General features: G+C 72.0%; 21 protein-coding genes and 1 rRNA gene. 16 read left to right on the top strand and 6 right to left on the bottom strand.

Going from position 1 to position 22,173, the window contains the following annotated elements:
* The 8 genes from rrf to ACH4DX_RS14465 form a co-directional block, all read left to right on the top strand.
* Positions 1-88: ribosomal RNA gene (gene rrf, locus ACH4DX_RS14500) — 5S ribosomal RNA — on the top strand; the annotation flags it as partial.
* A 62-nt stretch (positions 89-150) separates the two neighbouring features.
* Positions 151-801, top strand: coding sequence for an HAD family hydrolase (locus tag ACH4DX_RS14495; RefSeq protein ID WP_398155236.1), 651 nt, complete (start codon positions 151-153; stop codon positions 799-801).
* Between the two features lie 42 nt (positions 802-843).
* The gene (locus ACH4DX_RS14490) at positions 844-2,016 is read left to right on the top strand and encodes an acetoin utilization protein AcuC (RefSeq protein WP_398122268.1); all 1,173 of its coding nucleotides are present in this window, start codon (positions 844-846) and stop codon (positions 2,014-2,016) included.
* Between the two features lie 253 nt (positions 2,017-2,269).
* Positions 2,270-3,085, top strand: coding sequence for a phosphatase (locus ACH4DX_RS14485; protein WP_398122267.1), 816 nt, complete (start codon positions 2,270-2,272; stop codon positions 3,083-3,085).
* A gap of 129 nt (positions 3,086-3,214) precedes the next feature.
* The gene (locus tag ACH4DX_RS14480; RefSeq protein WP_157164103.1) at positions 3,215-3,424 is read left to right on the top strand and encodes a helix-turn-helix domain-containing protein; all 210 of its coding nucleotides are present in this window, start codon (positions 3,215-3,217) and stop codon (positions 3,422-3,424) included.
* Between the two features lie 114 nt (positions 3,425-3,538).
* A complete protein-coding gene (locus tag ACH4DX_RS14475; RefSeq protein WP_003948845.1) occupies positions 3,539-3,637 on the top strand; it encodes a 30S ribosomal protein bS22 in 99 nt (32 codons plus the stop codon).
* Positions 3,638-3,991: 354 nt separating this feature from the next.
* Positions 3,992-5,095 carry an NAD-dependent epimerase/dehydratase family protein gene (locus tag ACH4DX_RS14470; RefSeq protein ID WP_398155235.1) on the top strand — a complete coding sequence of 368 codons (1,104 nt, stop codon included), beginning with the start codon at positions 3,992-3,994 and terminating at the stop codon, positions 5,093-5,095.
* A gap of 14 nt (positions 5,096-5,109) precedes the next feature.
* Positions 5,110-6,270 (top strand): lysophospholipid acyltransferase family protein, encoded by a 1,161-nt coding sequence (locus tag ACH4DX_RS14465; RefSeq protein WP_398155234.1) that lies wholly within the window; start codon positions 5,110-5,112, stop codon positions 6,268-6,270.
* 70 nt (positions 6,271-6,340) lie between these two features.
* On the opposite strand, the gene ACH4DX_RS14460 is transcribed toward ACH4DX_RS14465, so the two are convergent.
* From ACH4DX_RS14460 to ACH4DX_RS14450, 3 genes are all read right to left on the bottom strand, one after another.
* A complete protein-coding gene (locus tag ACH4DX_RS14460; protein WP_398122264.1) occupies positions 6,341-7,603 on the bottom strand; it encodes a DUF5667 domain-containing protein in 1,263 nt (420 codons plus the stop codon).
* Positions 7,604-7,905: 302 nt separating this feature from the next.
* Positions 7,906-8,679 carry an ECF subfamily RNA polymerase sigma factor, BldN family gene (locus ACH4DX_RS14455; protein ID WP_030565170.1) on the bottom strand — a complete coding sequence of 258 codons (774 nt, stop codon included), beginning with the start codon at positions 8,677-8,679 and terminating at the stop codon, positions 7,906-7,908.
* A 483-nt stretch (positions 8,680-9,162) separates the two neighbouring features.
* A complete protein-coding gene (locus ACH4DX_RS14450) occupies positions 9,163-10,137 on the bottom strand; it encodes an HAD family hydrolase (RefSeq protein WP_398122263.1) in 975 nt (324 codons plus the stop codon).
* 141 nt (positions 10,138-10,278) lie between these two features.
* Between ACH4DX_RS14450 and ACH4DX_RS14445 the strand changes: the two genes are divergently transcribed.
* The 7 genes from ACH4DX_RS14445 to ACH4DX_RS14415 all read left to right on the top strand — a co-directional run bounded on the left by ACH4DX_RS14445 (position 10,279) and on the right by ACH4DX_RS14415 (position 18,165).
* Positions 10,279-10,593: a glutaredoxin family protein gene (locus tag ACH4DX_RS14445; protein ID WP_398155233.1), complete on the top strand. Its 315-nt coding sequence runs from the start codon at positions 10,279-10,281 to the stop codon at positions 10,591-10,593.
* A gap of 355 nt (positions 10,594-10,948) precedes the next feature.
* Positions 10,949-11,707, top strand: a complete 759-nt coding sequence (locus ACH4DX_RS14440; protein WP_398122261.1) for a redox-sensing transcriptional repressor Rex — start codon at positions 10,949-10,951, stop codon at positions 11,705-11,707.
* Entirely contained in the window at positions 11,704-13,383 is a 1,680-nt protein-coding gene (locus ACH4DX_RS14435) for a glutamyl-tRNA reductase (protein ID WP_398155232.1), read from the top strand. Before ACH4DX_RS14440 ends, ACH4DX_RS14435 begins: the two co-directional genes overlap by 4 nt.
* Positions 13,380-14,339: a hydroxymethylbilane synthase gene (hemC, locus tag ACH4DX_RS14430; RefSeq protein WP_398122259.1), complete on the top strand. Its 960-nt coding sequence runs from the start codon at positions 13,380-13,382 to the stop codon at positions 14,337-14,339. Before ACH4DX_RS14435 ends, hemC begins: the two co-directional genes overlap by 4 nt.
* The gene (locus ACH4DX_RS14425; RefSeq protein WP_398122258.1) at positions 14,336-15,997 is read left to right on the top strand and encodes a uroporphyrinogen-III synthase; all 1,662 of its coding nucleotides are present in this window, start codon (positions 14,336-14,338) and stop codon (positions 15,995-15,997) included. The genes hemC and ACH4DX_RS14425 overlap by 4 nt, the downstream gene beginning before the upstream one ends.
* 58 nt (positions 15,998-16,055) lie before the next feature.
* Positions 16,056-17,045 carry a porphobilinogen synthase gene (gene hemB, locus ACH4DX_RS14420; RefSeq protein WP_398155231.1) on the top strand — a complete coding sequence of 330 codons (990 nt, stop codon included), beginning with the start codon at positions 16,056-16,058 and terminating at the stop codon, positions 17,043-17,045.
* Positions 17,046-17,172: 127 nt separating this feature from the next.
* The gene (locus ACH4DX_RS14415) at positions 17,173-18,165 is read left to right on the top strand and encodes a zinc-binding dehydrogenase (protein ID WP_398155230.1); all 993 of its coding nucleotides are present in this window, start codon (positions 17,173-17,175) and stop codon (positions 18,163-18,165) included.
* Positions 18,166-18,193: 28 nt separating this feature from the next.
* Here the strand turns inward: ACH4DX_RS14415 and ACH4DX_RS14410 are convergent, their stop codons facing one another.
* From ACH4DX_RS14410 to ACH4DX_RS14400, 3 genes are all read right to left on the bottom strand, one after another.
* The gene (locus tag ACH4DX_RS14410) at positions 18,194-19,087 is read right to left on the bottom strand and encodes an NAD(P)-dependent oxidoreductase (protein ID WP_398122255.1); all 894 of its coding nucleotides are present in this window, start codon (positions 19,085-19,087) and stop codon (positions 18,194-18,196) included.
* Between the two features lie 154 nt (positions 19,088-19,241).
* Positions 19,242-19,772 carry a DUF4232 domain-containing protein gene (locus ACH4DX_RS14405; RefSeq protein WP_398155229.1) on the bottom strand — a complete coding sequence of 177 codons (531 nt, stop codon included), beginning with the start codon at positions 19,770-19,772 and terminating at the stop codon, positions 19,242-19,244.
* A gap of 104 nt (positions 19,773-19,876) precedes the next feature.
* Positions 19,877-20,554, bottom strand: coding sequence for a DUF4232 domain-containing protein (locus ACH4DX_RS14400; RefSeq protein ID WP_398155228.1), 678 nt, complete (start codon positions 20,552-20,554; stop codon positions 19,877-19,879).
* A 233-nt stretch (positions 20,555-20,787) separates the two neighbouring features.
* Between ACH4DX_RS14400 and ACH4DX_RS14395 the strand changes: the two genes are divergently transcribed.
* Positions 20,788-22,170 carry a helix-turn-helix domain-containing protein gene (locus tag ACH4DX_RS14395; protein WP_398155227.1) on the top strand — a complete coding sequence of 461 codons (1,383 nt, stop codon included), beginning with the start codon at positions 20,788-20,790 and terminating at the stop codon, positions 22,168-22,170.
* Positions 22,171-22,173: the final 3 nt, after the last annotated feature.

Here is a 22,173-nt window from a genome sequence, read left to right as displayed (position 1 = left end):
CGGTTACATTCCGAACCCGGAAGCTAAGCCTCACAGCGCCGATGGTACTGCAGGGGGGACCCTGTGGGAGAGTAGGACGCCGCCGAACAAATTTTATGGGAAACCCCCGCACCTCACGGTGCGGGGGTTTTCTGCGTTTAGGGTCGAACCATGCGATACGAACTGATCATTTTCGACAACGACGGCGTCCTGGTGAACAGCGAACCCCTCTCCAACACCATGCTCGCCGCCTATCTGACGGAACTCGGCCACCCCACCTCGTACGAGGAATCCCTGCGCGACTACATGGGCGCCGCCATGCACCGCGTACACGACACCATTCAGGAAAGGACAGGGAAGCAGCTCCCCGAAGACTTCGACGACGTCTTCCACGAGCGGGTCTTCGCCGCCTTCGCACGCGAGCTGCAACCCATGGCGGGAGCGGTGGAACTCCTGGAGCAGCTCACGGCGGACGGTGTGCCCTACTGCCTCGCGTCCTCCGGCAGTCACCAGCGGATTCGCGTCGGGCACCGCAAGACCGGGCTCGACAAATGGTTCGGCGAAGAACGGATCTTCAGTTCCCAGGACGTCGGGCGCGGCAAGCCGGCACCGGACCTCTTCCTGCACGCCGCGGAACGCATGGGCGTCGCACCCGGCAAGTGCGTCGTCATCGAGGACAGTCCGCTGGGCGTACAGGCCGCCAACGCGGCCGGAATGGACGTCTACGGCTTCACCGCCATGACACCGGCGGACCGGCTCCACGGAGCCACCCGGCTCATCAGCCACCTGAGCGAGGTGCCCGGCCTCCTCGCGGCACAGTAGTGCAGTGACCTGTCCACGACCCGGACAGATACGGTGATGGTCATGAGCGGCCGCGCACAACTGATGTGGGACGAGGCAGTAACGGGCTACGACTTCGGTCCACAGCACCCCATGGACCCGGTCAGGCTCACCCTGACGAGAAGCCTGATCGACGCCTTCGGGCTCGACCGGGAGCTGGACGTGGTGGCGGCGAAGCGCGCCGGGGAGTCGACGCTCGGGCTCGTGCACCGCGAGGACTATGTGCGGGCGGTGCGGGCGGCCTCCGCCGATCCGGCGTCGGCCCGCGGGGAGTACGGACTCGGGACGGAGGACGACCCCGCCTTCGCCGGCATGCACGAAGTGTCGGCGCTGATCGCGGGGCAGTCGGTCGGAGCCGCCGAAGCCGTGTGGCAGGGCGAGGCGCTGCACGCCGTGAACTTCGCGGGCGGCCTGCACCACGCGATGCCGGGGAGCGCCTCCGGGTTCTGCGTGTACAACGACGCGGCCCTGGCCATCGCGAGGCTCCTGGAGCTGGGCGCGGAGCGCGTCGCTTACGTGGACGTGGACGTGCACCACGGCGACGGCGTGCAGGCGGCGTTCTGGGAGGACCCGCGAGTCCTGACGATCTCCCTGCACGAACACCCCCGGATGCTGTTCCCCGGCACCGGCTGGCCCGAGGAGACGGGCGCCGCAGCCGCGGCGGGCAGTGCCGCCAACGTGGCCCTGCCCGCGGGGACGGGGGACGAGGGGTGGGTGCGGGCGTTCCACGCCGTGGTGCCGGAGCTCCTCGCCGGGTTCCGGCCGCAGGTACTCGTGACGCAGCACGGCGCGGACACGCACTTCGAGGACCCGCTCGCGCATCTGACGGTGTCCCTCGACGCGCAGCGCGCGGTGCAGATCGCCTGTCACGAGCTGGCGCACCAGTACGCCGACGGGCGCTGGGTGGCCCTGGGCGGCGGCGGATACGCCGTGGTGGACGTCGTGCCGAGGTCCTGGACGCATCTGGTCGCGGTGGCCGCGGGCCGGGAGATCGAACCGACGGCGGTGCTGCCCGAGGTCTGGCAGCAGGAGGTGTACCGCCGTACGCGTACGCGAGGCCCCGGGCGGATGACGGATGGACGCTGGCCCGTGGGATGGCGCAGCTGGGACGAGGGGTACGACCCCGCGGACCGGGTGGACCAGGCGGTCCTCGCCACCCGCCGAGCGGTCTTCCCCCTGCGGGGACTGCTTCCCTGAGCCTCTGTCAGGGGCGCGTAGGGCCCCGTCAGGGGCGCGGGGAACCGCGCGCTCAGCGTGCGACGAGCCGCAGCCGCGTCTGCCGGGCCACTGAGCAGACACGTCTGCGAGCGTGTGCTGGTTGCTCGCGCAGTTCCCCGCGCCCCTGACGGGGCGCGGCCCACCGGCGCCCCGACGAGCACGCTTAGCCCAAGTGTGGGGTGTTTTCTGGGTTTTCGGGGTTCCGTGCCGGTATGTGCGGCAGCATCGGGGCGTGTTGAGCACCGGAGCGCTGCGTGCGCATCTGCTGGCGGCCCGGCTCGCCGGGCCCGTTGCCACCTCGCGGGAGGAGAGCCTGCGGAGCTACCGGCTCTTCGCGGCCCGCGATCCCCGGATACTTCTCGGGCTCGACCCCGAATGGAACTGGGGTGCGGGAGACTTGCTGCGGCTGATGGCCGACAAGTGCGGCGTCTCCCGCGACCCCCGGCACACCTCGGGGGCCGACGTCATCGACCCGGAACGGACCCTCGCGGGGCTCGAAGCGTTCGCCGAGCGGTTGCAGGACGCGGCCCGGCGCAGGCTCCCGGTCCTGATCGGGACCGGCCACCCGCACCGGCTCCTGGGGTTCTACGCCGCATTGGCCGATGCGTTGTCGGCGGCAGGATGCCCCGTCCTCACCCCCGCGCAGGGTTGCTGTGTCGACATAACGACCCGGTTCGGCCTACGCACGTACAACCTTGACTACGTACAGGGCGTCGCGCTGTTGCGCGAACCCGGCGCGCGTCCCACCGGGAGTGAGACCGGCGCACACAGCCATTCACCGCTCCCGGTTCGACGGGTCCTCGGGGCCCAGGCGGGCTCCGGGGGACCCCTGCCCGAGTTGGTCATCGGAGACCATGGCTGGGTCTGCGGAGCAGGTCAGCTGGGGTTCGACGCGATCGGTCTGGCGGACACGGACGATCCTGCGCTGTTCGTCGCAGAGGCGGAGGGGCGCGTGTCCGTGGTCGTTCCGCTTGATGACGCTGTGCGGTCTGATTACTACCGACCGCTTACTCGCTATGTACTCAATCGAGCGTGTCTGTCACAGTAAACGGCCGATGGTAGCTCCTCTTCCCCACTCGCATCACCCGCCCCTACTCTGGGGAGTGAGCGCACAGCGACGAGGAGTCACCGGAAGGGGAAGCCGGTGCGCGTCATGTGCGGAAGGTTCAGGTGTGTCATGGCTGCTGACCAGAGGCCTCTCAGCGAGGTTGCGTTTCTGACCGTGGCGGAGGTAGCCGCGGTGATGCGAGTCTCGAAGATGACCGTGTACCGACTGGTGCACAGTGGTCATCTGCCCGCAATCCGGGTCGGAAGGTCCTTCCGGGTCCCGGAAAACGCGGTTCACGAGTACCTTCGCGACTCATACGTGGGGGTGGAGACAGCCTGAACGACCTCCCTCGATTACAGACTCGGCGCGGGTACGGGTAGGCTGGGCCGACCAGGTCGTGTGGGCCCAGTCTGCTGCCCCGCACCGAGTGAAGAAAAGTGAGCGAGGGTAGTCGTGGGCTCTGTTATCAAGAAGCGGCGTAAGCGGATGGCGAAGAAGAAGCACCGCAAGCTGCTGAAGCGCACGCGCGTTCAGCGTCGCAACAAGAAGTAAGCGACCGCTGCGCGTCAGCGAAGCGCAAGCGCATGTATCGAGGCCCTCCCGTCTGATGACGGGAGGGCCTCGATGCGTTCCCGACAGCCTTCTCGGCGGCGTTCTCGGCGCCCCGCTCAGGGTCCCTGCCGCCCGCCTGTCCGGAGGTGTAGGGGCCATAGGGGATTCAACAGTTCAAATGCGGGCGAACGGCTTGATCTTTTCGGATAAGTGTGGCCGTCGTCACTTCACTCGCCTCGCGGTCGTCACAGCGCAACGTCCAACCGCTAGCGTGGGCCGAGGACGTAGTGCTCAGACAGGACGCGGAGCGACATGCCCCGACGTCGCACGGGCTGAGGAAAGGCGGCGCTGATCTTGGGCAAGGTCGTGCTCGTGACCGGAGTGGCCCGGCAGCTGGGCGGCAGGTTCGTCCGGCGCATCCAGCGCGACCCGGAGGTGGAGCGGGTGGTGGCCGTCGACGCCGTCCCTCCCGAGCACCATCTCGGCGGCGCCGACTTCGTCCAGGCCGACATCCGGCAGCCCACGATCACCAAGGTCCTCGCCGAGCACGGCGTCGACACGGTCGTGCACATGGACGTGACCGGCACCGCCCTGGCCGGCAACAGCCGCGGCTCGGTCAAGGAGACCAACGTCATCGGCACCATGCAGCTGCTCGGCGCCTGCCAGAAGTCGCCGCGGGTGAAGCGCCTCGTGGTGAAGTCCAGTACCAATGTGTACGGTTCGGCGCCCCGCGACCCCGCCGTCCTCACGGAGACGACGCCACCGAAGTCCCTGCCCAGCGGCGGTTTCGCCAAGGACGCCGTCGAGGTCGAGGGCTATGTGCGCGGCTTCGCGCGGCGCCGCCCCGATGTCGCGGTGTGCGTGCTGCGGTTCGCCAACATCCTGGGACCCGCCGCGGACTCGCCGCTCGCCGAGTACTTCTCGCTGCCGGTCCTGCCGACGGTCTTCGGCTACGACCCGCGGCTCCAGTTCGTGCACGAGGACGACGCCGTCGACGTGCTGCGCCTCGCCTCGCACGAACCCGCGCGCGGGACCCTGAACAGCGGCACGTTCAACATCGCGGGCGCGGGACTGCTGCTGCTCTCCCAGTGCGCCCGGCGGCTCGGACGGCCGACGCTGCCGGTGCTGCTCCCAGCGGTCACCTGGGTGGGCGCGGCCCTGCGTACGCTGAGCGTCACGGACTTCTCGCCGGAGCAGATCCGGCTGCTCACCCACGGCCGGGTCGTGGCCACCCGGCAGATGCGCGAGACACTGGGGTTCAGGCCCAAGTACACGACCGCGGAGGCATTCGCGGACTTCGTACGCAGTCGGGGCCCCGGCCTGCTGCCGCCGGCGGCACTCGCGAGGGCCGTCGACAGGATCGCGGCGCTGCCCCTCGCGGGTGGCGGCGGGAAGTCCGGCGCCTCAGGCGGTGCCCGACGCGGAGCCGACGACAGTGCCCACCACAGCGCCAACTGAGGAGATCGTCAACGATGGCGGACGCCAAGGTCATTCCGTTCGACGACGACCGGTCGCGTGGGGGTGCCCAGCGGCCGCCCCGCCGCAGGTCCGGGCCGCGGCGTCCGGGCGAAGGGGTGAAGGCGCGCGACGTCAAGGCGGCCCCGGGGGCCCCGGGCCGGCTGCACGGTGACGCTCCGGGCGGCGCCGCCCGGGCGGGTGCGGCGCCGGGCGCGGAGCCCTCGGCCACGGAAGGCGCCCCGGCGCCGGGGGCCGGTGCGCGCGCCGGCTCCCGGGCCGCGCGGCGGGACACGGTGCCGGAGCAGGCGCTGCCGTCGGAGCCGCGCGGTGGCAGCGGGAGCTGGGAGCGGCGGATCGCCGGTGGCCTCGCGTTCCTGCGGCGGCGGCTCACGGGCGAGTACGACGTCGACGACTTCGGGTACGACGCGGAGCTGACCGACCAGGTGCTGATGTCGCTCCTGCGGCCGATCTACGACCACTACTTCCGCGTCGAGGTCAAGGGCATCGAGAACATCCCCGCCGACGGTGGGGCGCTGATCGTCGCCAACCACTCCGGGACGCTGCCGTGGGACGGCCTGATGATGCAGGTCGCCGTGCACGACAACCATCCCCACGGCAGGCATCTGCGGTTGCTCGCCGCCGACCTGGTGTTCATGCTGCCGGTCGTCAACGAGCTGGCGCGCAAGGCCGGGCACACCTTGGCGTGTGCGGAGGACGCGGGGACGCTCCTTGAGCGCGGCGAGCTGGTCGGGGTGATGCCCGAGGGGTTCAAGGGGATCGGGAAGCCCTTCTCGGAACGGTACAAGTTGCAGCGGTTCGGGCGGGGCGGGTTCGTGTCGACGGCGCTGCGGACGGGGTCGCCGATCGTGCCCTGCTCCATCGTGGGCGCCGAGGAGATCTATCCGATGATCGGGAACGCCAAGACGTTGGCGCGGGTCCTCGGGATCCCGTACTTTCCGTTGACGCCGACCTTTCCCTGGCTGGGGCCCTGGGGAGCCGTGCCGTTGCCCACGAAGTGGACCATTCAGTTCGGTGAGGCGATTCCTACGGACGGGTATCCGCCGGAGGCCGCTGAGGATCCCATGCTCATGTTCAATCTGACGGATCAGGTGCGGGAACAGATTCAGCACACGCTGTACAAGTTGTTGGTGCAGCGGAGGTCTGTGTTCTTCTGAGGTGTGGGGCCCCAGCCCAGCCCTCTGTCGTCCGGACGGGCTGGGGAGACCAGCCCGTCCGGCGTTCTCGTTACTTCTGGTCCTCGCCCTCGATGCCCAGGTCCGGTAGCAGTCCGGGGAGCAGCGGGGGCAGGGTGACATCCGGCTTGCCGGGCGCGGGGGGCTTCGCCGAGGGGTTCTTCCTCGTTTCCGCGGGGTTCTCGGGGGCCGAGGGGGCCTTGGGGGACGGCGGGGTCAGGAGGTCGTCCGCCACGTCGGGGATGAGGCCCTCGGAAGGGTTCTTGTGGCCGGGGGCGGAGGGCTTGGGGTGGGAGCCGGGGGAGCGGTGGGCGCCGGACTCGCCGGGGGGCCGGGGTGCGGGGCCGTCCGTGCCGGTGTCGGGCGGGGTGCCCTGGCGGGGGCGCTCGTGCGGGGTGCCGTTCGGGCCCGGCTTGTCGGGCAGCAGGGAGCGCAGGGGCTTGACCTCCTGCTCCATGGCGTCGAAGACCGAGCTGACCTCCTCGCCGACGTCGCCGAGCTGCACGGGGAGCCGCTCGCGCAGGGCGCTCCAGCTGCCGCGGTGGGCCTTGGTGAAGGCGGAGAGGGTCTGGATGGGGCCGAGTGAGCCGTCGCGCTCGTACGCCTCGAAGAGGAGGCGGTGGCCTTCCGCGGCGTCGTGGCGCATGCCGGAGAGCGCGCGGCGGACCTCGCCGACCGATTCGTGGTCCAGGTGGCCCGAGCGGGCGCGCTCAAGGAGCCGACGGGCTTCCTTGAGCCGCGTCGACGCCTGGTCCAGATAGAGCCTGCCGCGGTCGGCGTCGCCGTCGGCCATGCCGAGCTTGAAGTCCTCCATGCCGCGCTTGAGGCCGTACAGCGAGTCGCCCGGGAGGGCGTCCGTGCTCGCCGCGGCCGCGCCGCCGAACGCTCCCGCCGCCACGCCCACGGTCAGTCCGCCGGCGGCGAGGCCCTTGGACAGCCGGGTGCGGGGCTTGAGCTTGCTGAGCGGGCTCGCCCGGTGGGCGCCCTTGCGGGAGCGCTGTTGCGGTACGGATGAACCTGCGCCGTCGCCCGCCGTGCCCTCCGCCAGCATGGCCTCCATGGCCGCCACCAGCTGGGCTCGCTGGACGACTTTGACCTCGGGGTCCAGCTGGGGCGCGGGGAGCCGTGCGAGGCCGTCGGCGAGCGCCAGCATCCGGTCGCGTTCGTCCGGGCCCGGCGCGGAGCCGGTCCTGGCGGACGCCCCCGGTGGGGCGGAATCGTCGGGCTGCTCGGCCGCCGGGTCCTGGTCGGAATGCTCCTCCAGGGCCTGGGCGAAGGCGTTCGCCCGCCGGTGGGCCGATACGTTCGCGATCACTGGCGGCACCTCCTCTCGTCAAGACGGTCGACTCCCCAGGGGGTCCTGGGGGTTGCGCATCCTGAACACTTCCACACGTTCGAGTGAGCGCGTGGAGTCCTCGCGCGCTCTCGACGAGCGCGAGGTGGATCAGGTCGCAACCACAGGGAGCCTGCATCCCGCACAACGAGCGTCGCGGCACTTGGGTTACGGACGAAAGATGATCGGACCACTGCGGGCTCGCCAAAGTCCGTGACGGCCAGTGGGCCGTCACGGTGGGTGAGTTGGGCGTCACGCGTGGTGGCGGGACGCCGTCGGCACCGTCAGCGGGCGTCGTCCGGGAGGAGGCGGGCAAGGGTGCGGACGGCCCGGTACTGGAGGGTCTTGATCGCGCCTTCGTTCTTGCCCATGACGCGGGCGGTCTCGGCGACCGACAGACCTTGGAGGAAGCGGAGCGTCACGCACTCCTGCTGCTGGGGGTTGAGGCGGCGGACCGCGTCCAGGAGCGCGGCGTTCGACAGGGACTCGAGGACGGAGTCCTCCGGGCTGCGCTCGACCTCGTTGGCGTCGAGCATCTCGCCGGTGGTCACTTCCAGGCGGAAGCGGCTCGACTTGAAGTGGTCGGCCACCAGGTTGCGGGCGATGGTGACGAGCCAGGCGCCGAAGTCGCGGCCCTGCCAGGTGAACGTGCCGATCCTGCGCAGGGCGCGCAGAAAGGTCTCGCTGGTGAGGTCCTCGGCGGTCGCCTTGCCCCCGACGCGGTAGTAGATGTAGCGGTAGACGGTGTCGCTGTACTGGTCGTAGAGACGGCCGAAGGCGTCGGACTCGCCCGCCTGGGCGCGTTCGACGAGGTCCATCATGCGGGCGCTGTCGCTGTCCGCCGCGGGCCGGCGGTGGGTGGTCGTGGCGGCGGCGGAGCGCGTACGTCTGCTCACCGCCGCACCGCCGTCCGCCAGGGCGTAGCACGGCCCGGCGGGGGCCGGGACGGCGTAGGCGGGGACGGCGTACGCGGTGGGGACGAAGCCGCGCAGTCGGTCGACGACCGATGCGCGCAGCGTAGCCAGGCCCGAGGCGTCAACCCCGACGTGTGGGTACACGGGACTCCCAGAGGCAGAGCTTCCATCACGTGCAGTACCGGACCGTTCACCCGTCGTAGCGACGCGCATGGTCCGTTATGCGTCTGAGGAGAATAACGCTTCGTACAGGCAGCGCTACACCCAGTTGCTCAAATCATCGATTACGTCGCTTCTGTTACCGATCAGCGGCCGATCAAGTACCGGATATTGAACAGTTATTGATCGAATCGGTACGCATTCGAGGGGGTCGAGGGGCGTGTTGTGGCCGAGTTGAGCGATCGGGACTGGCGGGGGGCGTGACGGGTAAGACAGAGGGATTGCCGTCGTCCCCGTGCGCGAGGCGGGGTGGCGGCGCGCCTTCCGCGGCTCCGGGGGCGGGCGACGGTCACCGTGTGTGGCGGAAGCCGCGGGGAGCTGCGGGTGGCCGCGGGACGGAGCGACGTAGGCCGATGCGCAGGGGCGGCCGAGGCGGGCGGAAGGCGGCCGAGGCGGAAGGGCGGCCCGTCAGCCGCGGCGGCGGTGCAGGGCGATCGCGGCCGCCGTGCCCCCGGCGAGGGCGCCGACGCCCGCCGCGGCCGGGATGCCGACCTTCGCCGCCTTGCGGCCCGTGCGGTAGTCGCGCAGCCGCCAGTCGCGGGCGCGGGCGTACTTGCGCAGCTTGGCGTCGGGGTTGATCGCGTACGGATGGCCGACGAGGGAGAGCATCGGGATGTCGTTGTGCGAGTCGCTGTACGCGGCGCAGCGGCTGAGGTCCAGGCCCTCGGCGGCGGCGAGGGCGCGGACGGCCTCGGCCTTGGCGGGGCCGTGCAGGGGCTCGCCGACCAGCTTGCCGGTGTACACGCCGTGCACGGACTCCGCGACGGTGCCGAGGGCGCCGGTCAGGCCGAGGCGGCGGGCGATGATCGTGGCCGTCTCCACCGGCGCCGCCGTGACCAGCCAGACCTTCTGGCCCGCGTCGAGGTGGGCCTGGGCCAGGGCGCGGGTGCCCGGCCAGATGCGCTCGGCCATGTACTCGTCGTAGATCTCCTCGCCGATGGAGGTCAGCTCGGCGACGCGGTGGCCCTTGACGATGGACAGGGCGCTGTCGCGGGCGTCCTGCATGTGCTCGGGGTCCTCGATGCCCGCGAGCCGGAACCAGGTCTGCTGCCAGGCGAAGCGGGCCAGCTCGCGGCGCTGGAAGAACTTCCGCTTGTACAGACCGCGGCCGAAGTGGAACAGGGCGGCGCCCTGCATCACGGTGTTGTCGAGGTCGAAGAACGCCGCGGCCTCCTCGTCGCCGGCGACGGGGAACTCCGGGGCCACCGGTTCCGCGGGCGGGGCCTGGGCCGCCGTGCCCGGCGCGAGGGCGTCGTCGCGCTCGTCGGCTGCTTCCAGCTCCTGCGACGTCTTGCGCGCCGCCTCGGCCGATGCCTCGCCCGCAAGGACGCTGCGCGCGGTGGCGAAGCGCCTGCGGGGGTGGAGCCAACCCAAAGTGGCCATGCCGTCGAGCATAGCCACTCTGTTCGGTCGGCCCGTGACGAGAAGGAAGCGAAGCCGTCAACGGTCCGTGTCGCGCTGGTCACACCCGGCGCGGCGCGGTTGCGTACCCGGTGGGCGGCCCCGCGTAGGAAGCTGGGGGGCATGAGTCCTCTTTTCCGCCGGAGCGGCGGCGCAGCGAAGAAGGCCACGGGTGGCGAGGGCGTCCGTCCCGCCGCGGGCGACCGGCTCGTCACCCTGGTCGGCAAGCCCGGCTGTCATCTGTGCGACGACGCGCGGGCCGTGATCGAGAAGGTCTGCGGCGAGACCGGCGCCGCCTGGGAGGAGAGGGACATCACGCGGGACGAGGCGCTGCACCGCGCGTACTGGGAGCAGATCCCGGTCGTCCTGGTGGACGGGGAGCAGCACACGTTCTGGCGGGTCGACGAGGCGCGGCTGCGGCGGGAGTTGCAAGGGTGACGGGACGCCCGCGGGAGTGCCCGGGTGGCCGTGGCGGGACGGGGCGGCCGGATGTGATGTCGGGAGCTGTCCGGAAAGTCGTTTAGCATCGGGGGTCGGTTTTGAGATCTCGGGGGCGTGATCGTGAAGGGTGTGTGCGGTTTTGCCCCCGTCGGCTGAGTGTCGTTCCAGGCCGTGCGCCGGTTCCACGGAAGTGCGCCGGGGGTGCGTGACCCCGGTCACGTTGGCCGGGCAAATCGGACACCATCTTTGTGCACGCGTTCACAAAGACATAGCCTGCTGTCGACGGGGCGGTCTGGGGACACGACTACGGGTGCCAGCCCGCCTTCAGCCCCGCTCTACCCGCAGGAGCACCGTGGCAACTGGCCGAACTCACCGACCGGCGACCCGCAGCCGAGGAATTCCCGAGGCCACCGTCGCCAGGCTTCCGCTGTACCTGAGGGCTCTGACCGCGCTGTCGGAGCGCTCGGTGCCCACGGTCTCCTCCGAGGAGCTGGCCGCCGCAGCGGGGGTCAACTCAGCGAAGCTGCGCAAGGACTTCTCGTACCTCGGCTCGTACGGGACGCGGGGCGTGGGCTACGACGTCGAGTACCTCGTCTACCAGATCTCCCGTGAGCTCGGTCTGACGCAGGACTGGCCGGTTGTCATCGTCGGTATCGGCAACCTCGGTGCCGCGCTCGCGAACTACGGCGGGTTCGCCTCGCGCGGGTTCCGCGTGGCCGCCCTGATCGACGCCGATCCGGCCATGGCGGGCAGGCCCGTCGCCGGCATGCCGGTGCAGCACACGGACGACCTCGAGCGGATCATCAGCGACAACGGCGTCTCCATCGGCGTCATCGCGACCCCCGCGGGCGCCGCCCAGCAGGTGTGCGACCGGCTCGTGGCCGCGGGCATCACCTCCATCCTGAACTTCGCGCCGACCGTCCTGTCCGTGCCGGACGGCGTCGACGTGCGCAAGGTCGACCTCTCCATCGAGTTGCAGATCCTCGCCTTCCACGAGCAGCGCAAGGCCGGCGAGGACGCCGCGGCGGACGACGGCGCGGCCGCGCCCGCCGTCGCCAAGGACCACCGCAAGGGACCCGACGGGGACGTCCCCGCCGTGATGCCGGCATGAGTCTCCTCGTCGTGGGCCTCAGTCACCGCAGCGCCCCGGTCAGCGTCCTCGAGCGGGCCGCGCTCGCCGTCGGCGCGCAGGCCAAGCTGCTGCACGACACGGTGGCGGCCGAGCCCGCCGCCGAGGCCGCGGTGCTCGCGACCTGCAACCGCATCGAGCTGTACGCGGACGTGGACAAGTTCCACGCGGGCGTCGCCGAGCTCTCGACGCTGCTCGCGCTGCACAGCGGCGTGGGCCTCGAGGAGCTCACCCCCCATCTGTACGTGCACTACGAGGACCGCGCCGTCCACCACCTGTTCTCGGTGGCGTGCGGGCTCGACTCCATGGTCGTGGGCGAGGGCCAGATCCTCGGCCAGATCAAGGACTCGCTCGCGCGGGCGCAGGAGCTGCACACCGCGGGCCGGCTCCTCAACGACCTCTTCCAGCAGGCCCTGCGCGTGGGCAAGCGGGCGCACTCGGAGACCGGCATCGACCGGGCCGGGCAGTCGCTCGTCACCTTCGGCCTCGAACAGCTCGCGGGCCGCGAGTCCGTGCCTGCCTGGGCCAAGGGCAAGCGCGCCCTGGTGATCGGCGCGGGCTCCATGTCCTCGCTGGCCGCCGCGACGCTCGCGCGCTCCGGCGTGGACGAGGTCGTCGTGGCCAACCGCACCCTGGAGCGGGCCGAGCGCCTCGCCGCCATCCTCGGCGACGGCGGCACCGGGGTCACCGCCCGCGCCGTCCCGATGGACAGCGTGGCGAAGGAACTTACACGTGCCGACCTGGCCGTGTCCTGCACCGGAGCGACGGGCCTCGTCCTCACCGCCGCCGACGTCACGGCGGCGGTCGCGGGACGCGCGGGCGCGCCGACGGCGGACGACGGTTCCGCGGCCTGCCCCGACGACGACTGCGTGATTGCCCCCGCCCCGGACCGCGGCACCCACCCGGACCGCGCCGCGGGCACCCCGGCCCCCACCACCGCGGACGGCTGCCCCGTGGGCTCCGAGGTCGGGGACGAGACCGCGTACGAGCAGCACGCCGCGCTCGTCGGCAACAGCCCCGCCATAGGCGGTGCTCCGGCGCGGGCGAACCGCACGGCCCCGGCACCGGCCTCCGTCGCGCGTGGCGCCGCGCTGTACCTGCTCGACCTCGCCATGCCCCGGGACGTCGACGCCGCCGCGCACCGCATCCCCGGCGTGCGGCTCGTCGACATCGAGTCCCTGGCGGGCGCCTCCGCGGACGCGCCGATGGCCGCCGACGTGGACGCCGTGCGCACGATCGTGTCCGACGAGGTCGCCGCGTTCGGCGCCGCGCAGCGGGCCGCGCACATCACGCCGACCGTGGTCGCCCTGCGCACCATGGCCGCCGACGTCGTCAGTGGCGAGATGGCCCGGCTCGACGGCAGGCTGCCCGCACTCGGCGACAAGGAGCGCGCCGAGATCACCCAGACCGTGCGCCGCGTCGTCGACAAGCTGCTGCACGCGCCGACCGTACGGGTGAAGCAGCTGGCCAGCGAGCCCGGCGGCGCCGGGTACGCCGACGCCCTGCGCACCCTGTTCGACCTCGACCCGGAGACGGTCGCCGCCGTGTCCAGGGCCGATCTCCTGAGCGACGCGGGCGGGCGCACCGACCAGCAGCTCCAGCAGCTCCAGCAGTTCCAGCTCCACGAGAACGACGAATCCAAGCGAGGCCGCGCATGACCGAGAAGGCTCTGCGACTCGGGACCAGGCGCAGCAAGCTGGCCATGGCCCAGTCCGGGCAGGTGGCACGGAAGGTCACCGAACTGACGGGGCGGCCCGTCGACCTGGTGGAGATCACCACGTTCGGCGACATCTCCCGCGAGCACCTCGCGCAGATCGGCGGCACCGGTGTGTTCGTCACCGCGCTGCGCGACGCGCTGCTCGCCGGTGAGGTCGACTTCGCCGTGCACTCGCTGAAGGACCTGCCCACGACCCAGCCCGCCGAGCTGACGCTCGCCGCGGTGCCCGAGCGCGAGGACCCGCGGGACGCGCTGATCGCCCGGGACGGGCTGACCTTCGCGGAGCTTCCCGAGGGGGCCCGCGTGGGCACGGGTTCGCCGCGCCGCATGGCGCAGCTGAACGCCTACGCGCGCAGCCACGGCTTGTCCATACGGACCGTGCCGATCCGCGGGAACATCGACACCCGCATCGGATACGTACGCGACGACAAGCTCGACGCCGTCGTGCTCGCCGCCGCGGGACTCAGCCGCGTCGGCCGGACCGACGAGGTGACCGACTTCCTGTCGGTCGACACAGTTCTGCCCGCCCCCGGCCAGGGGGCACTGGCGATCGAGTGCGCAGCGACCGACGTGTCACTCGCCGCCGCGCTCGCCGAGCTCGACGACCCGTACACGCGGGTCGCCGTGACCGCCGAGCGATCCCTGCTCGCCGCTCTGGAGGCCGGTTGCAGCGCACCTGTGGGTGCGTTGGCCGACGTCCTGACCGACGGGCAGATTGTCAAGGAGATGCGCCTGCGCGGCGTCGTCGGTGCCACCGACGGCTCGACGCTGGTGCAGCTGTCCACCACCGGTCCCGTGCCCGGGACACACGACCAGGCGATGGCACTCGGACGGGAACTCGCCGTCGAGATGCTCGCCAAGGGCGCGGCCGGTCTGATGGGGGAGCGAGCACTTTGAGCCCCACCTCGAACCTTCCCGGCCTTCCCGCACACGGGCACGTCACCTTCCTGGGTGCCGGACCCGGAGATCCGGGACTGCTGACTCTGCGCGCCGTCGAGGCGCTGGCCCGAGCGGATGTGCTGATCGCCGAGCCGGATGTTCTCGATGTCGTACGTGTGCATGCCCGAGGGGGTGTGGACACACCCCTCCCGCAGGCCGCTGACGGCACGTCAGCGAGGGTCGACGGGCCGTCGGCCTCAGTCGCCGCCAATCTTGTCATGGAGGGCGCGCGGGGCGGCAGGCGGGTCGTGCGTGCGGTGAGCGGCGATCCGGGCCTGGACGCCTACGCGGCCGGGGAGATGCTCGCCTGCGCCGCCGAGGGCATCCCCTTCGAGGTGGTGCCCGGCATCGCGGCCGCGGTCGGGGTGCCCGCGTACGCGGGTGTGCCGCTGCGGGACGCGCAGGGCACCGACGTGCGGTTCGTCGACGCGCGCACCGCCTCCGAGCGCTGCTGGGGGGAGGTCGGCGCGTCCGACGGGACCGTGGTGGTCTCCACGTCCCTGGACTCGGTCGCGGCCGCCGCCGGTGAGCTGGTCTCCTCCGGGCGCAAGCCGGACACCCCGATGACGGTGACGGTCGCGGGCACGACGACGCGCCAGCGCACCTGGACCGCGACGCTCGGCACCATCGCGCAGGTCCTCAAGCAGGCCAAGGTGCTGCCGTCGCCGGACGGCGGGCAGCCCGTCATAGCCGTGGTCGGCGAGCGCTCCGCGGCCGCGCAGCGCGACCAGCTGTCGTGGTTCGAGTCGAAGCCGCTCTTCGGATGGCGGGTCCTCGTGCCGCGCACCAAGGAGCAGGCCGCCTCGCTCTCCGACCAGCTGCGCTCCTACGGCGCGGTGCCGCACGAGGTGCCGACGATCGCCGTCGAGCCGCCGCGGACGCCGCAGCAGATGGAGCGGGCCGTCAAGGGCCTGGTGACCGGGCGCTACGAGTGGATCGCCTTCACGTCGGTCAACGCCGTCAAGGCGGTGCGGGAGAAGTTCGAGGAGTACGGGCTCGACGCCCGCGCCTTCGCCGGGATCAAGGTCGCCGCGGTGGGGGAGCAGACCGCCGCCGCCCTGGTCGCCTTCGGCGTGAAGCCGGATCTCGTGCCGAGCGGTGAGCAGTCCGCCGCCGGTCTCCTGGAGGACTGGCCGCCGTACGACCCCGTCTTCGACCCGATCGACCGGGTGTTCCTGCCGCGGGCCGACATCGCCACGGAGACCCTGGTCGCCGGGCTCATCGACCTGGGCTGGGAGGTCGACGACGTGACGGCCTACCGGACCGTGCGGGCGTCGCCGCCGCCTGCGGAGACCCGGGAGGCCATCAAGGGCGGCGGGTTCGACGCGGTGCTTTTCACCTCGTCGAGCACCGTGCGGAACCTGGTGGGCATCGCGGGCAAGCCGCACAACGTGACGGTGATCGCCTGTATCGGGCCTGCCACCGCGAAGACCGCGGAGGAGCACGGGCTGCGGGTGGACGTCATGGCCCCGGAGCCTTCCGTGCACAAGCTCGCCGAGGCGCTGGCCCAGTTCGGTGCCGCGCGGCGGGCCGCCGCCCTGGAGGCGGGCGACGCCGTCACCCGGCCCAGTGAGCGGCGGCCGGGGGCCCGGCGGCGGCGGGCGGCGGCGCCGTAGGGTGCCCTCGCGGGGCGGGCGGAGTACACAGCCAGATCACGGTGAGGTGGATGCAGGAGTGAGTACGTACGGTTCGTTCCCGGGGGCGCGGCCGCGGCGGCTGCGTACGGTTCCCGTCATGCGGCGCATGGTCGCAGAGACCCGGTTGCACCCGGCCGATCTGGTGCTGCCCGCGTTCGTGCGGGAGGGCATCGCGGAGCCGGTGGAGATCGGGTCGATGCCGGGGGTCGTGCAGCACACCCGGGACACGCTGAAGAAGGCCGCCGTGGAGGCGGTCGCGGCGGGAGTCAGCGGGATCATGCTGTACGGGGTGCCGGAGGAGTCCAAGAAGGACGGCCTCGGCACCGTGGGCACCGACCCGGACGGCATCCTCCAGGTGGCGCTCAGGGACGTGCGGGCGGAGGTCGGGGACGACCTGCTCGTCATGTCCGACCTGTGTCTGGACGAGTTCACCGACCACGGGCACTGCGGTGTCCTGGACGAGCACGGCCGGGTCGACAACGACGCGACCCTGGAGCGGTACGCGGAGATGGCGCAGGTCCAGGCCGACGCCGGTGCCCATGTGGTGGGGCCGAGCGGGATGATGGACGGCCAGATCGGCGTCATCAGGGACGCGCTCGACCAGACCGGGCACGAGGACGTCGCCGTGCTCGCGTACACGGCGAAGTACGCGTCGGCGTTCTTCGGGCCCTTCCGGGACGCCGTGGGGTCCTCGCTCAAGGGCGACCGCAAGACCTACCAGCAGGATCCGGCCAACATCCGGGAGTCCCTGCGGGAGCTGGCGCTGGACCTCGAGGAGGGCGCCGACATGGTGATGGTCAAGCCCGCGGGCCCCTACCTCGACATCGTCGCCAAGGTCGCGGACGTGGCGCAGGTGCCCGTCGCCGCCTACCAGGTCTCCGGCGAGTACGCGATGATCGAGGCCGCCGCCGAGCGCGGCTGGATCGACCGGGACCGGGCGATCATGGAGTCCCTCACCGGCATCAAGCGGGCCGGCGCGAGCATCATCCTGACCTACTGGGCCACCGAGGCGGCGCGGAAGCTGTAGCCACGGCCGTAGCCGGAGCGACGGCGCTCGCCAGGCGGTACGACAGCGGTTGGAGTCCCTTGACTTCAACCGCTGTTGAGGTTCGAGGGTGGGTGCAGCAAGCCGTTCCCACCTCCGGGAGGACCAGATGTACGCCGTCGTACTCCATGAATTCGGGCCCGCCGCCAACCTCCGGTACGAGACCGTGCCCGACCCCGTGCCCGCGCCCGGGCAGGTGCGCATCGCCGTGCGGGCCGCCGGGGTGCACTTCATCGAGACGGTGCTGCGGTCGGGCACGGCCGGTGACCTGGCGCCGCCGCTGCCGGAGCTGCCCTCGGTCTTCGGCGGGGAAGTCGCCGGTGTCGTGGACTCGGTGGGCCCCGGAGTGGGGCAGGAGTGGCTGGGGCGACCGGTGGTGACCGCGCACGGCAGCCCCGGCGGCTACGCCGAACTGGCCGTCGCCGACATCGGTGCGCTGCACGCGGTGCCCGCCGGGCTCGGCTTCGAGGCCGCCGTCGCCATGGTGGTCACCGGCACCACGGCCGTCGGCCTCCTCGACATCGCCGCACTCACGCCGGACGACGTCGTCCTCGTGACGTCGGCGGCGGGCGGCGTGGGGCGGCTCGTCGTGCAGTACGCGCACGAGCTGGGCGCGCTCGTCGTCGGCGCGGCGGGCGGCCCCGCCAAGGTCGCCGCCGTACGCAAGCTCGGCGCCGACGGCGGTCCCGAGGTCGTCGCCGTGGACTACGACGAGGACGGCTGGGACGACGAGGTGCGGGCGCGGCTCGGCGGGCGCCGTGTCGGCGTCGTCCTGGACGGGGTGGGCGGGGCGAAGGCGGCGGCCGCGTTCGGGCTGCTGGCCGACGGCGGCCGGTTCGTGTCCATCGGGTCCGCGTCGCAGGAGGCGTTCGCTCCGGGCGAGGACGTCCTCGCGGCGCGGGGCCTGACGTACGTCGACGCCCTGACGCGGATCATCAGCAGGCCCGAGGACCGCCCGGAGCACGAGCGCCGCGCCCTCGCCGCCGCCGCGGCCGGCCATCTCACGCCCGCCGTGCAGTCGTTCCCGCTGTCCCACGCCGCCGAGGTGCACGCGGCCCTGGAACAGCGGCGGACGACCGGCAAGGTGGTCCTCGTCCCGTGATGCCGTGGCGGCTCTCGGTGTGGCTGCCCTACGGCGTCTTGAGCAGCTCGGTCAGGCGGGACAGGCCGTCGGCGCCGTGTCCCTCGGCGACGGCACGGTCCAGGAGCGGGCGCAGGGACGCGAACAGCAGGTCCTGGACGCCCTGTTCGGCGAACGCCGAGGCGATGTTCGGCACCGCAGCCTGGTTCACCGCCAGGCTGGACACGTCCGTCAGGTGCTGTCCGGAGTCGAGTGCCTCGGCGGTGCCCGGCACGATGCCGTGGGTCATCGCGCCGACCCAGTCGAGCAGGAGCGGCGCGAAGTCCTTCGCGGGCACACCCGCGCTGCCGATCAGGGCGTAGGCCTGCGAGACGCCAAGCACCATGCCGTACATGCCGGTCAGCAGGGCGAGGTCCCACAGCGCGGCGAGGCCCGCGTCCGTGCCCACCCACTTGGTGTCCGCGAGGGCGGCGAGCGTCTCGCGGTGCGTCGTGTACGCGTCCTCGTCGCCGCTGTAGAGGATGTACGCCTGCGGGCCCGCGATCATCTGCGGTACGGCCATGATGCCGCCGTCGACGTAGGAGACGCCGTGCTCCCGTGCCCAGGCCGCGAGGTCCCGTGCCTGGGAGGGCGTGCCGTTGGTCAGGTTCACCAGGGTGCGGCCGCGCAGCTCCTCGGTGAGCGGGGCGAGCAGGTCGCGCACGTTGTCGTTGGTCGTCAGGCAGACGATGACGAGGGGGCTCGCGGTGACCGCGTCCCGGGCGGTGTCCGCGGGGGTCGCGCCCTGGGCGACGAGCGGCCCGCTCTTCGCGGGGCTGCGGTTCCAGACGGTGGTGGGGTGGCCGGCCTTCAGCAGGGCCGACGCCAGGGCGGTGCCCATCATGCCGAGGCCGAGCACGGAGACGGGGCGGGAGTCGGGGGTGCGGTCGTCGGTGGCAGGCATGGGTGCTCCTGGATAGGCACTGGCGAGGATCGAGGTGTCACGGGGGAACATCTCGATCCTCGCCAGGCCCGCAGGGAGCGGCAAGTACCGACTATTTGGTGCGGTACTCACCGGGAGGTAAGCGGGCGCCGGGCTCCGGTGCCCGCCGTGCGGACTACCAGGCGAGGGCCGTCGAGGCCTTCGTCTGCCAGTAGGTGACCGCGGCAGAACTGTCCAGGTACACGCCGCCACCGGGCAGCTCCAGGCCCTTCTCGCCGCCCGTGCTGCCGGTCCAGGCGCGGTTGGCGAACGACACGCCGAGGTCACGGGCCTTGTAGCCGTGGGTGCCCTGCGGAGTCGACGTGAGGACGCCCGCGTACGCCGACTGACCCGGCTCCAGCGTGACGACCGACTGCGGGACGCTGTCCCGGTTGACCGAGGTCGCGGACTGCGCGTCGTCGAAGCGCAGGTACGGCGCGTTGTACGCGTAGCAGGACTTGGTGCCGGTGTTGGTGGCCTTCAGGAGGAGGTGGTTGACCGGGCTCTGGACCTTCTTCACCGTCAGCTCGGTGTTCGCCGCGGTGCAGGTGACGGGCCCCGCCGCGGCGGGGGCGGCCTGGGCGGCGCCCGCGGAGACCGTGGCGGTCAGGGCCGCGGCGGCCAGGGCGAGGGCGGTGAGGGTGCGGACGCGGGACGTGTTGCGCATGGTGGTGCCTTTCGGGTCTGTTGCCGGTCGGTGGCCGGTCTGTGGCCGGTCGGTGGCCGGTCGGTACGTGTACGGGGTGCGCGCGGTGCGCGGTGTGGCGCGGGTCAGTTCAGGGCCGACGCCGAGTCGGACTGCCAGTAGGTGACGCGCAGGGAGCTGTCGATGTGGACGCCCTCCGCGGGGAGCGTGGCCTCGGCGAAGTCGTCACTGCCCTCGAAGCCGACCTCCAGGCTGTTCACCTGCCGGCTGGCGCCGCCGCTGCCGTCGCCGGCGAGCAGGATCGCGGCGGCGTAGCCCTTGGCGCCGGGCTTCAGCGACGTGACCGCCTGCGGCTTGCTCTCCTCGATCACCGGCGGCACCGACTGGGCGCCCTCGAACTTGAGGATCGGACGGCCCGGCAGGTCGCACATCGTGGAGCCGGTGTTGGTGACGGTGATCAGCATGTGGTTCAGCGGGCGGGTGACCGGGGCGGCCGTGACGGACGTGTTGGCGGCGGTGCAGGGGACACGGTTCCCTGGGGCGTCCGGGTCGCTGTCGGCGCCCTGGTCCGATGCCGCGCCGCCGGAGCCGGTGGACCCGGCGGCGCCGGTGGACCCACCGGAACCGGTGGTGCGCGTCCTGTCCGACGTGGGCTCGGTGCCGCTCCCCGCTCCGGAGCCGCTGTCGGCCGCGGAGGGCTTCGACGCGCCCTCGTCCCGTACGCCGTCATCATTGCCCCCGCACGCCGTCAGCGACAGCGCTGCGAGCGCGACGGTGGCGGCGGCGAACATACGGGTGCGCATGAGTGATCCCTCTCGACGGGTTCGTGGATGTGATGTGCATGACGTACAGACGGGGGAGAAGCGCGCCTCCTGGCCGCGGGGCCCGGTCGGCGTGCTTGGATGGCTGAAGCTTGTACGCAGCTTCGTCCCGCGGGCCAGCCCGGCCGGGGAGTACGGGACGCTGGAATGGCTGTACGGGCTCTGACCTGGGGGGACAGGTCTCGTCTGGAACGGTCGCACGGGACGGAGGAACGGTGGGGGCAGAGGGATTCGCCGACCTGCTGAAGGAGCTCAAGGAGCGGTCCGGGCTCAGTTACGGGGTACTGGCCAAGCGCCTGCACCTGAGCACATCGACGCTGCACCGGTACGTGAACGGCAGTGCCGTGCCGGTGGAGTTCGCCCCCGTGGAGCGGTTGGGTCGTCTCTGCAAGGCCTCGCCGCAGGAGCTGGTGGAGCTGCACCGGCGGTGGATCGTCGCCGACGCGGGCCGGGGGCGCCGGGAAGCCGACGTCCCGCCCGAGCCCGGGGAAGCGGAGCCTGTCGATGCCTCCGGGGGTGAGGCGGCGCCGCCCGTGCCGGACGAGGTCGAGGACGGCGGGCCGTTGGTGTCCGACCGGGTGCCGCAGGCGGTGTCAGGCAAGCGGCGGCGCCTTGTCGTGGCGGCCGCTGTGGGGGCGGTGCTCGCCCTCGGGGGTACCGCGCTCGCCCTCCAGTCCGGGTCGGGTGACAAGTCCTCGGACGACCGCGCGAAGTCGTCCGCCGACAGCGTGCCGACCGCCCCCGGCGAGGTCGTCGAGGACGGCAAGCGGAAGCAGAGCCCCGCCGCCCAGTCGTCCCCCAGGCACGGACCGGGGCAGAAGAAGGACCCCCGCGGCGGCGGTGGCGGAGCCGGCCACGGGAAGAGCGGCGGGGAGAAGGAGAGCGCGGACAAGGGGAGCGGGCCCGCGTCCTCCGGGGGCCCGGCCGGCGGTGGCACCGGCGCCCACGGCCAGGCGTCCGACGCGGTGCCCCTGACGGTGTCCACGCATCCCCACCACTGGTACGACCCCTGCGGCAACCCCTACCTCGTCGCGCGGACCCCCGAGCGGCTCTCCCCGCCGCCCAACGAACAGGACGCCCCCGGCTGGGTGAGCGCCAACGGCGCGGTCCCCGCGGGGCGGCAGACCGTGAAGCTGGTCGTCCAGGGCACGGGCGACGACACCGTCGTCCTGGAGTCGCTCGACGTCCGGGTCGTCGGCAGCGGCGCGCCGCTCAGGCGCAACGCCTACGAGATGGGGTACGTCGGCGTCGGCTGCGGCGGCAACGTGCCCCAGCACTCCTTCGACGTGAACCTCGACGCGTCGGTCCCGCGCCTGACCCCCAAGTCGGGGGAGGTCGACTTCCCCTACAAGGTGAGCGAGAAGGACCCCGCGGCCTTCTACGTCGACGCCGACGTCAAGGCGCACGACGTGAGCTGGTTCCTCGAGATGGAGTGGTCCAGCGGCACACGGCACGGCACCGTGCGGATCGACGACTCGGGTAAGCCGTTCCGCACCAGCGGCGAGGGCGACAACCCCACGTTCGGCTTCTCCCTCGACAGCAAGAAGTGGGTCGGCATCGAGCGCAATCCGGACGGGGCCGTGGAAGAGGTGCGGTAGCCC

Origin of the sequence: Streptomyces sp. NPDC017940, assembly GCF_044328435.1 — a bacterium.
GTDB lineage: Bacteria > Actinomycetota > Actinomycetes > Streptomycetales > Streptomycetaceae > Streptomyces.
Note: the sequence above shows the minus strand (reverse complement) of the source record. Positions and strands in the feature narration are given on the sequence as shown.

Coding starts and splice junctions, on each gene's coding strand:
- ACH4DX_RS14495 (WP_398155236.1), top strand. CDS start 151: ATGCGATACGAACTGATCATTTTCGACAACGACGGCGTCCTGGTGAAC.
- ACH4DX_RS14490 (WP_398122268.1), top strand. CDS start 844: ATGAGCGGCCGCGCACAACTGATGTGGGACGAGGCAGTAACGGGCTAC.
- ACH4DX_RS14480 (WP_157164103.1), top strand. CDS start 3,215: ATGGCTGCTGACCAGAGGCCTCTCAGCGAGGTTGCGTTTCTGACCGTG.
- ACH4DX_RS14465 (WP_398155234.1), top strand. CDS start 5,110: ATGGCGGACGCCAAGGTCATTCCGTTCGACGACGACCGGTCGCGTGGG.
- ACH4DX_RS14450 (WP_398122263.1), bottom strand. CDS start 10,137: ATGGCCACTTTGGGTTGGCTCCACCCCCGCAGGCGCTTCGCCACCGCG.
- ACH4DX_RS14445 (WP_398155233.1), top strand. CDS start 10,279: ATGAGTCCTCTTTTCCGCCGGAGCGGCGGCGCAGCGAAGAAGGCCACG.
- ACH4DX_RS14435 (WP_398155232.1), top strand. CDS start 11,704: ATGAGTCTCCTCGTCGTGGGCCTCAGTCACCGCAGCGCCCCGGTCAGC.
- hemC (WP_398122259.1), top strand. CDS start 13,380: ATGACCGAGAAGGCTCTGCGACTCGGGACCAGGCGCAGCAAGCTGGCC.
- ACH4DX_RS14415 (WP_398155230.1), top strand. CDS start 17,173: ATGTACGCCGTCGTACTCCATGAATTCGGGCCCGCCGCCAACCTCCGG.
- ACH4DX_RS14410 (WP_398122255.1), bottom strand. CDS start 19,087: ATGCCTGCCACCGACGACCGCACCCCCGACTCCCGCCCCGTCTCCGTG.
- ACH4DX_RS14405 (WP_398155229.1), bottom strand. CDS start 19,772: ATGCGCAACACGTCCCGCGTCCGCACCCTCACCGCCCTCGCCCTGGCC.
- ACH4DX_RS14400 (WP_398155228.1), bottom strand. CDS start 20,554: ATGCGCACCCGTATGTTCGCCGCCGCCACCGTCGCGCTCGCAGCGCTG.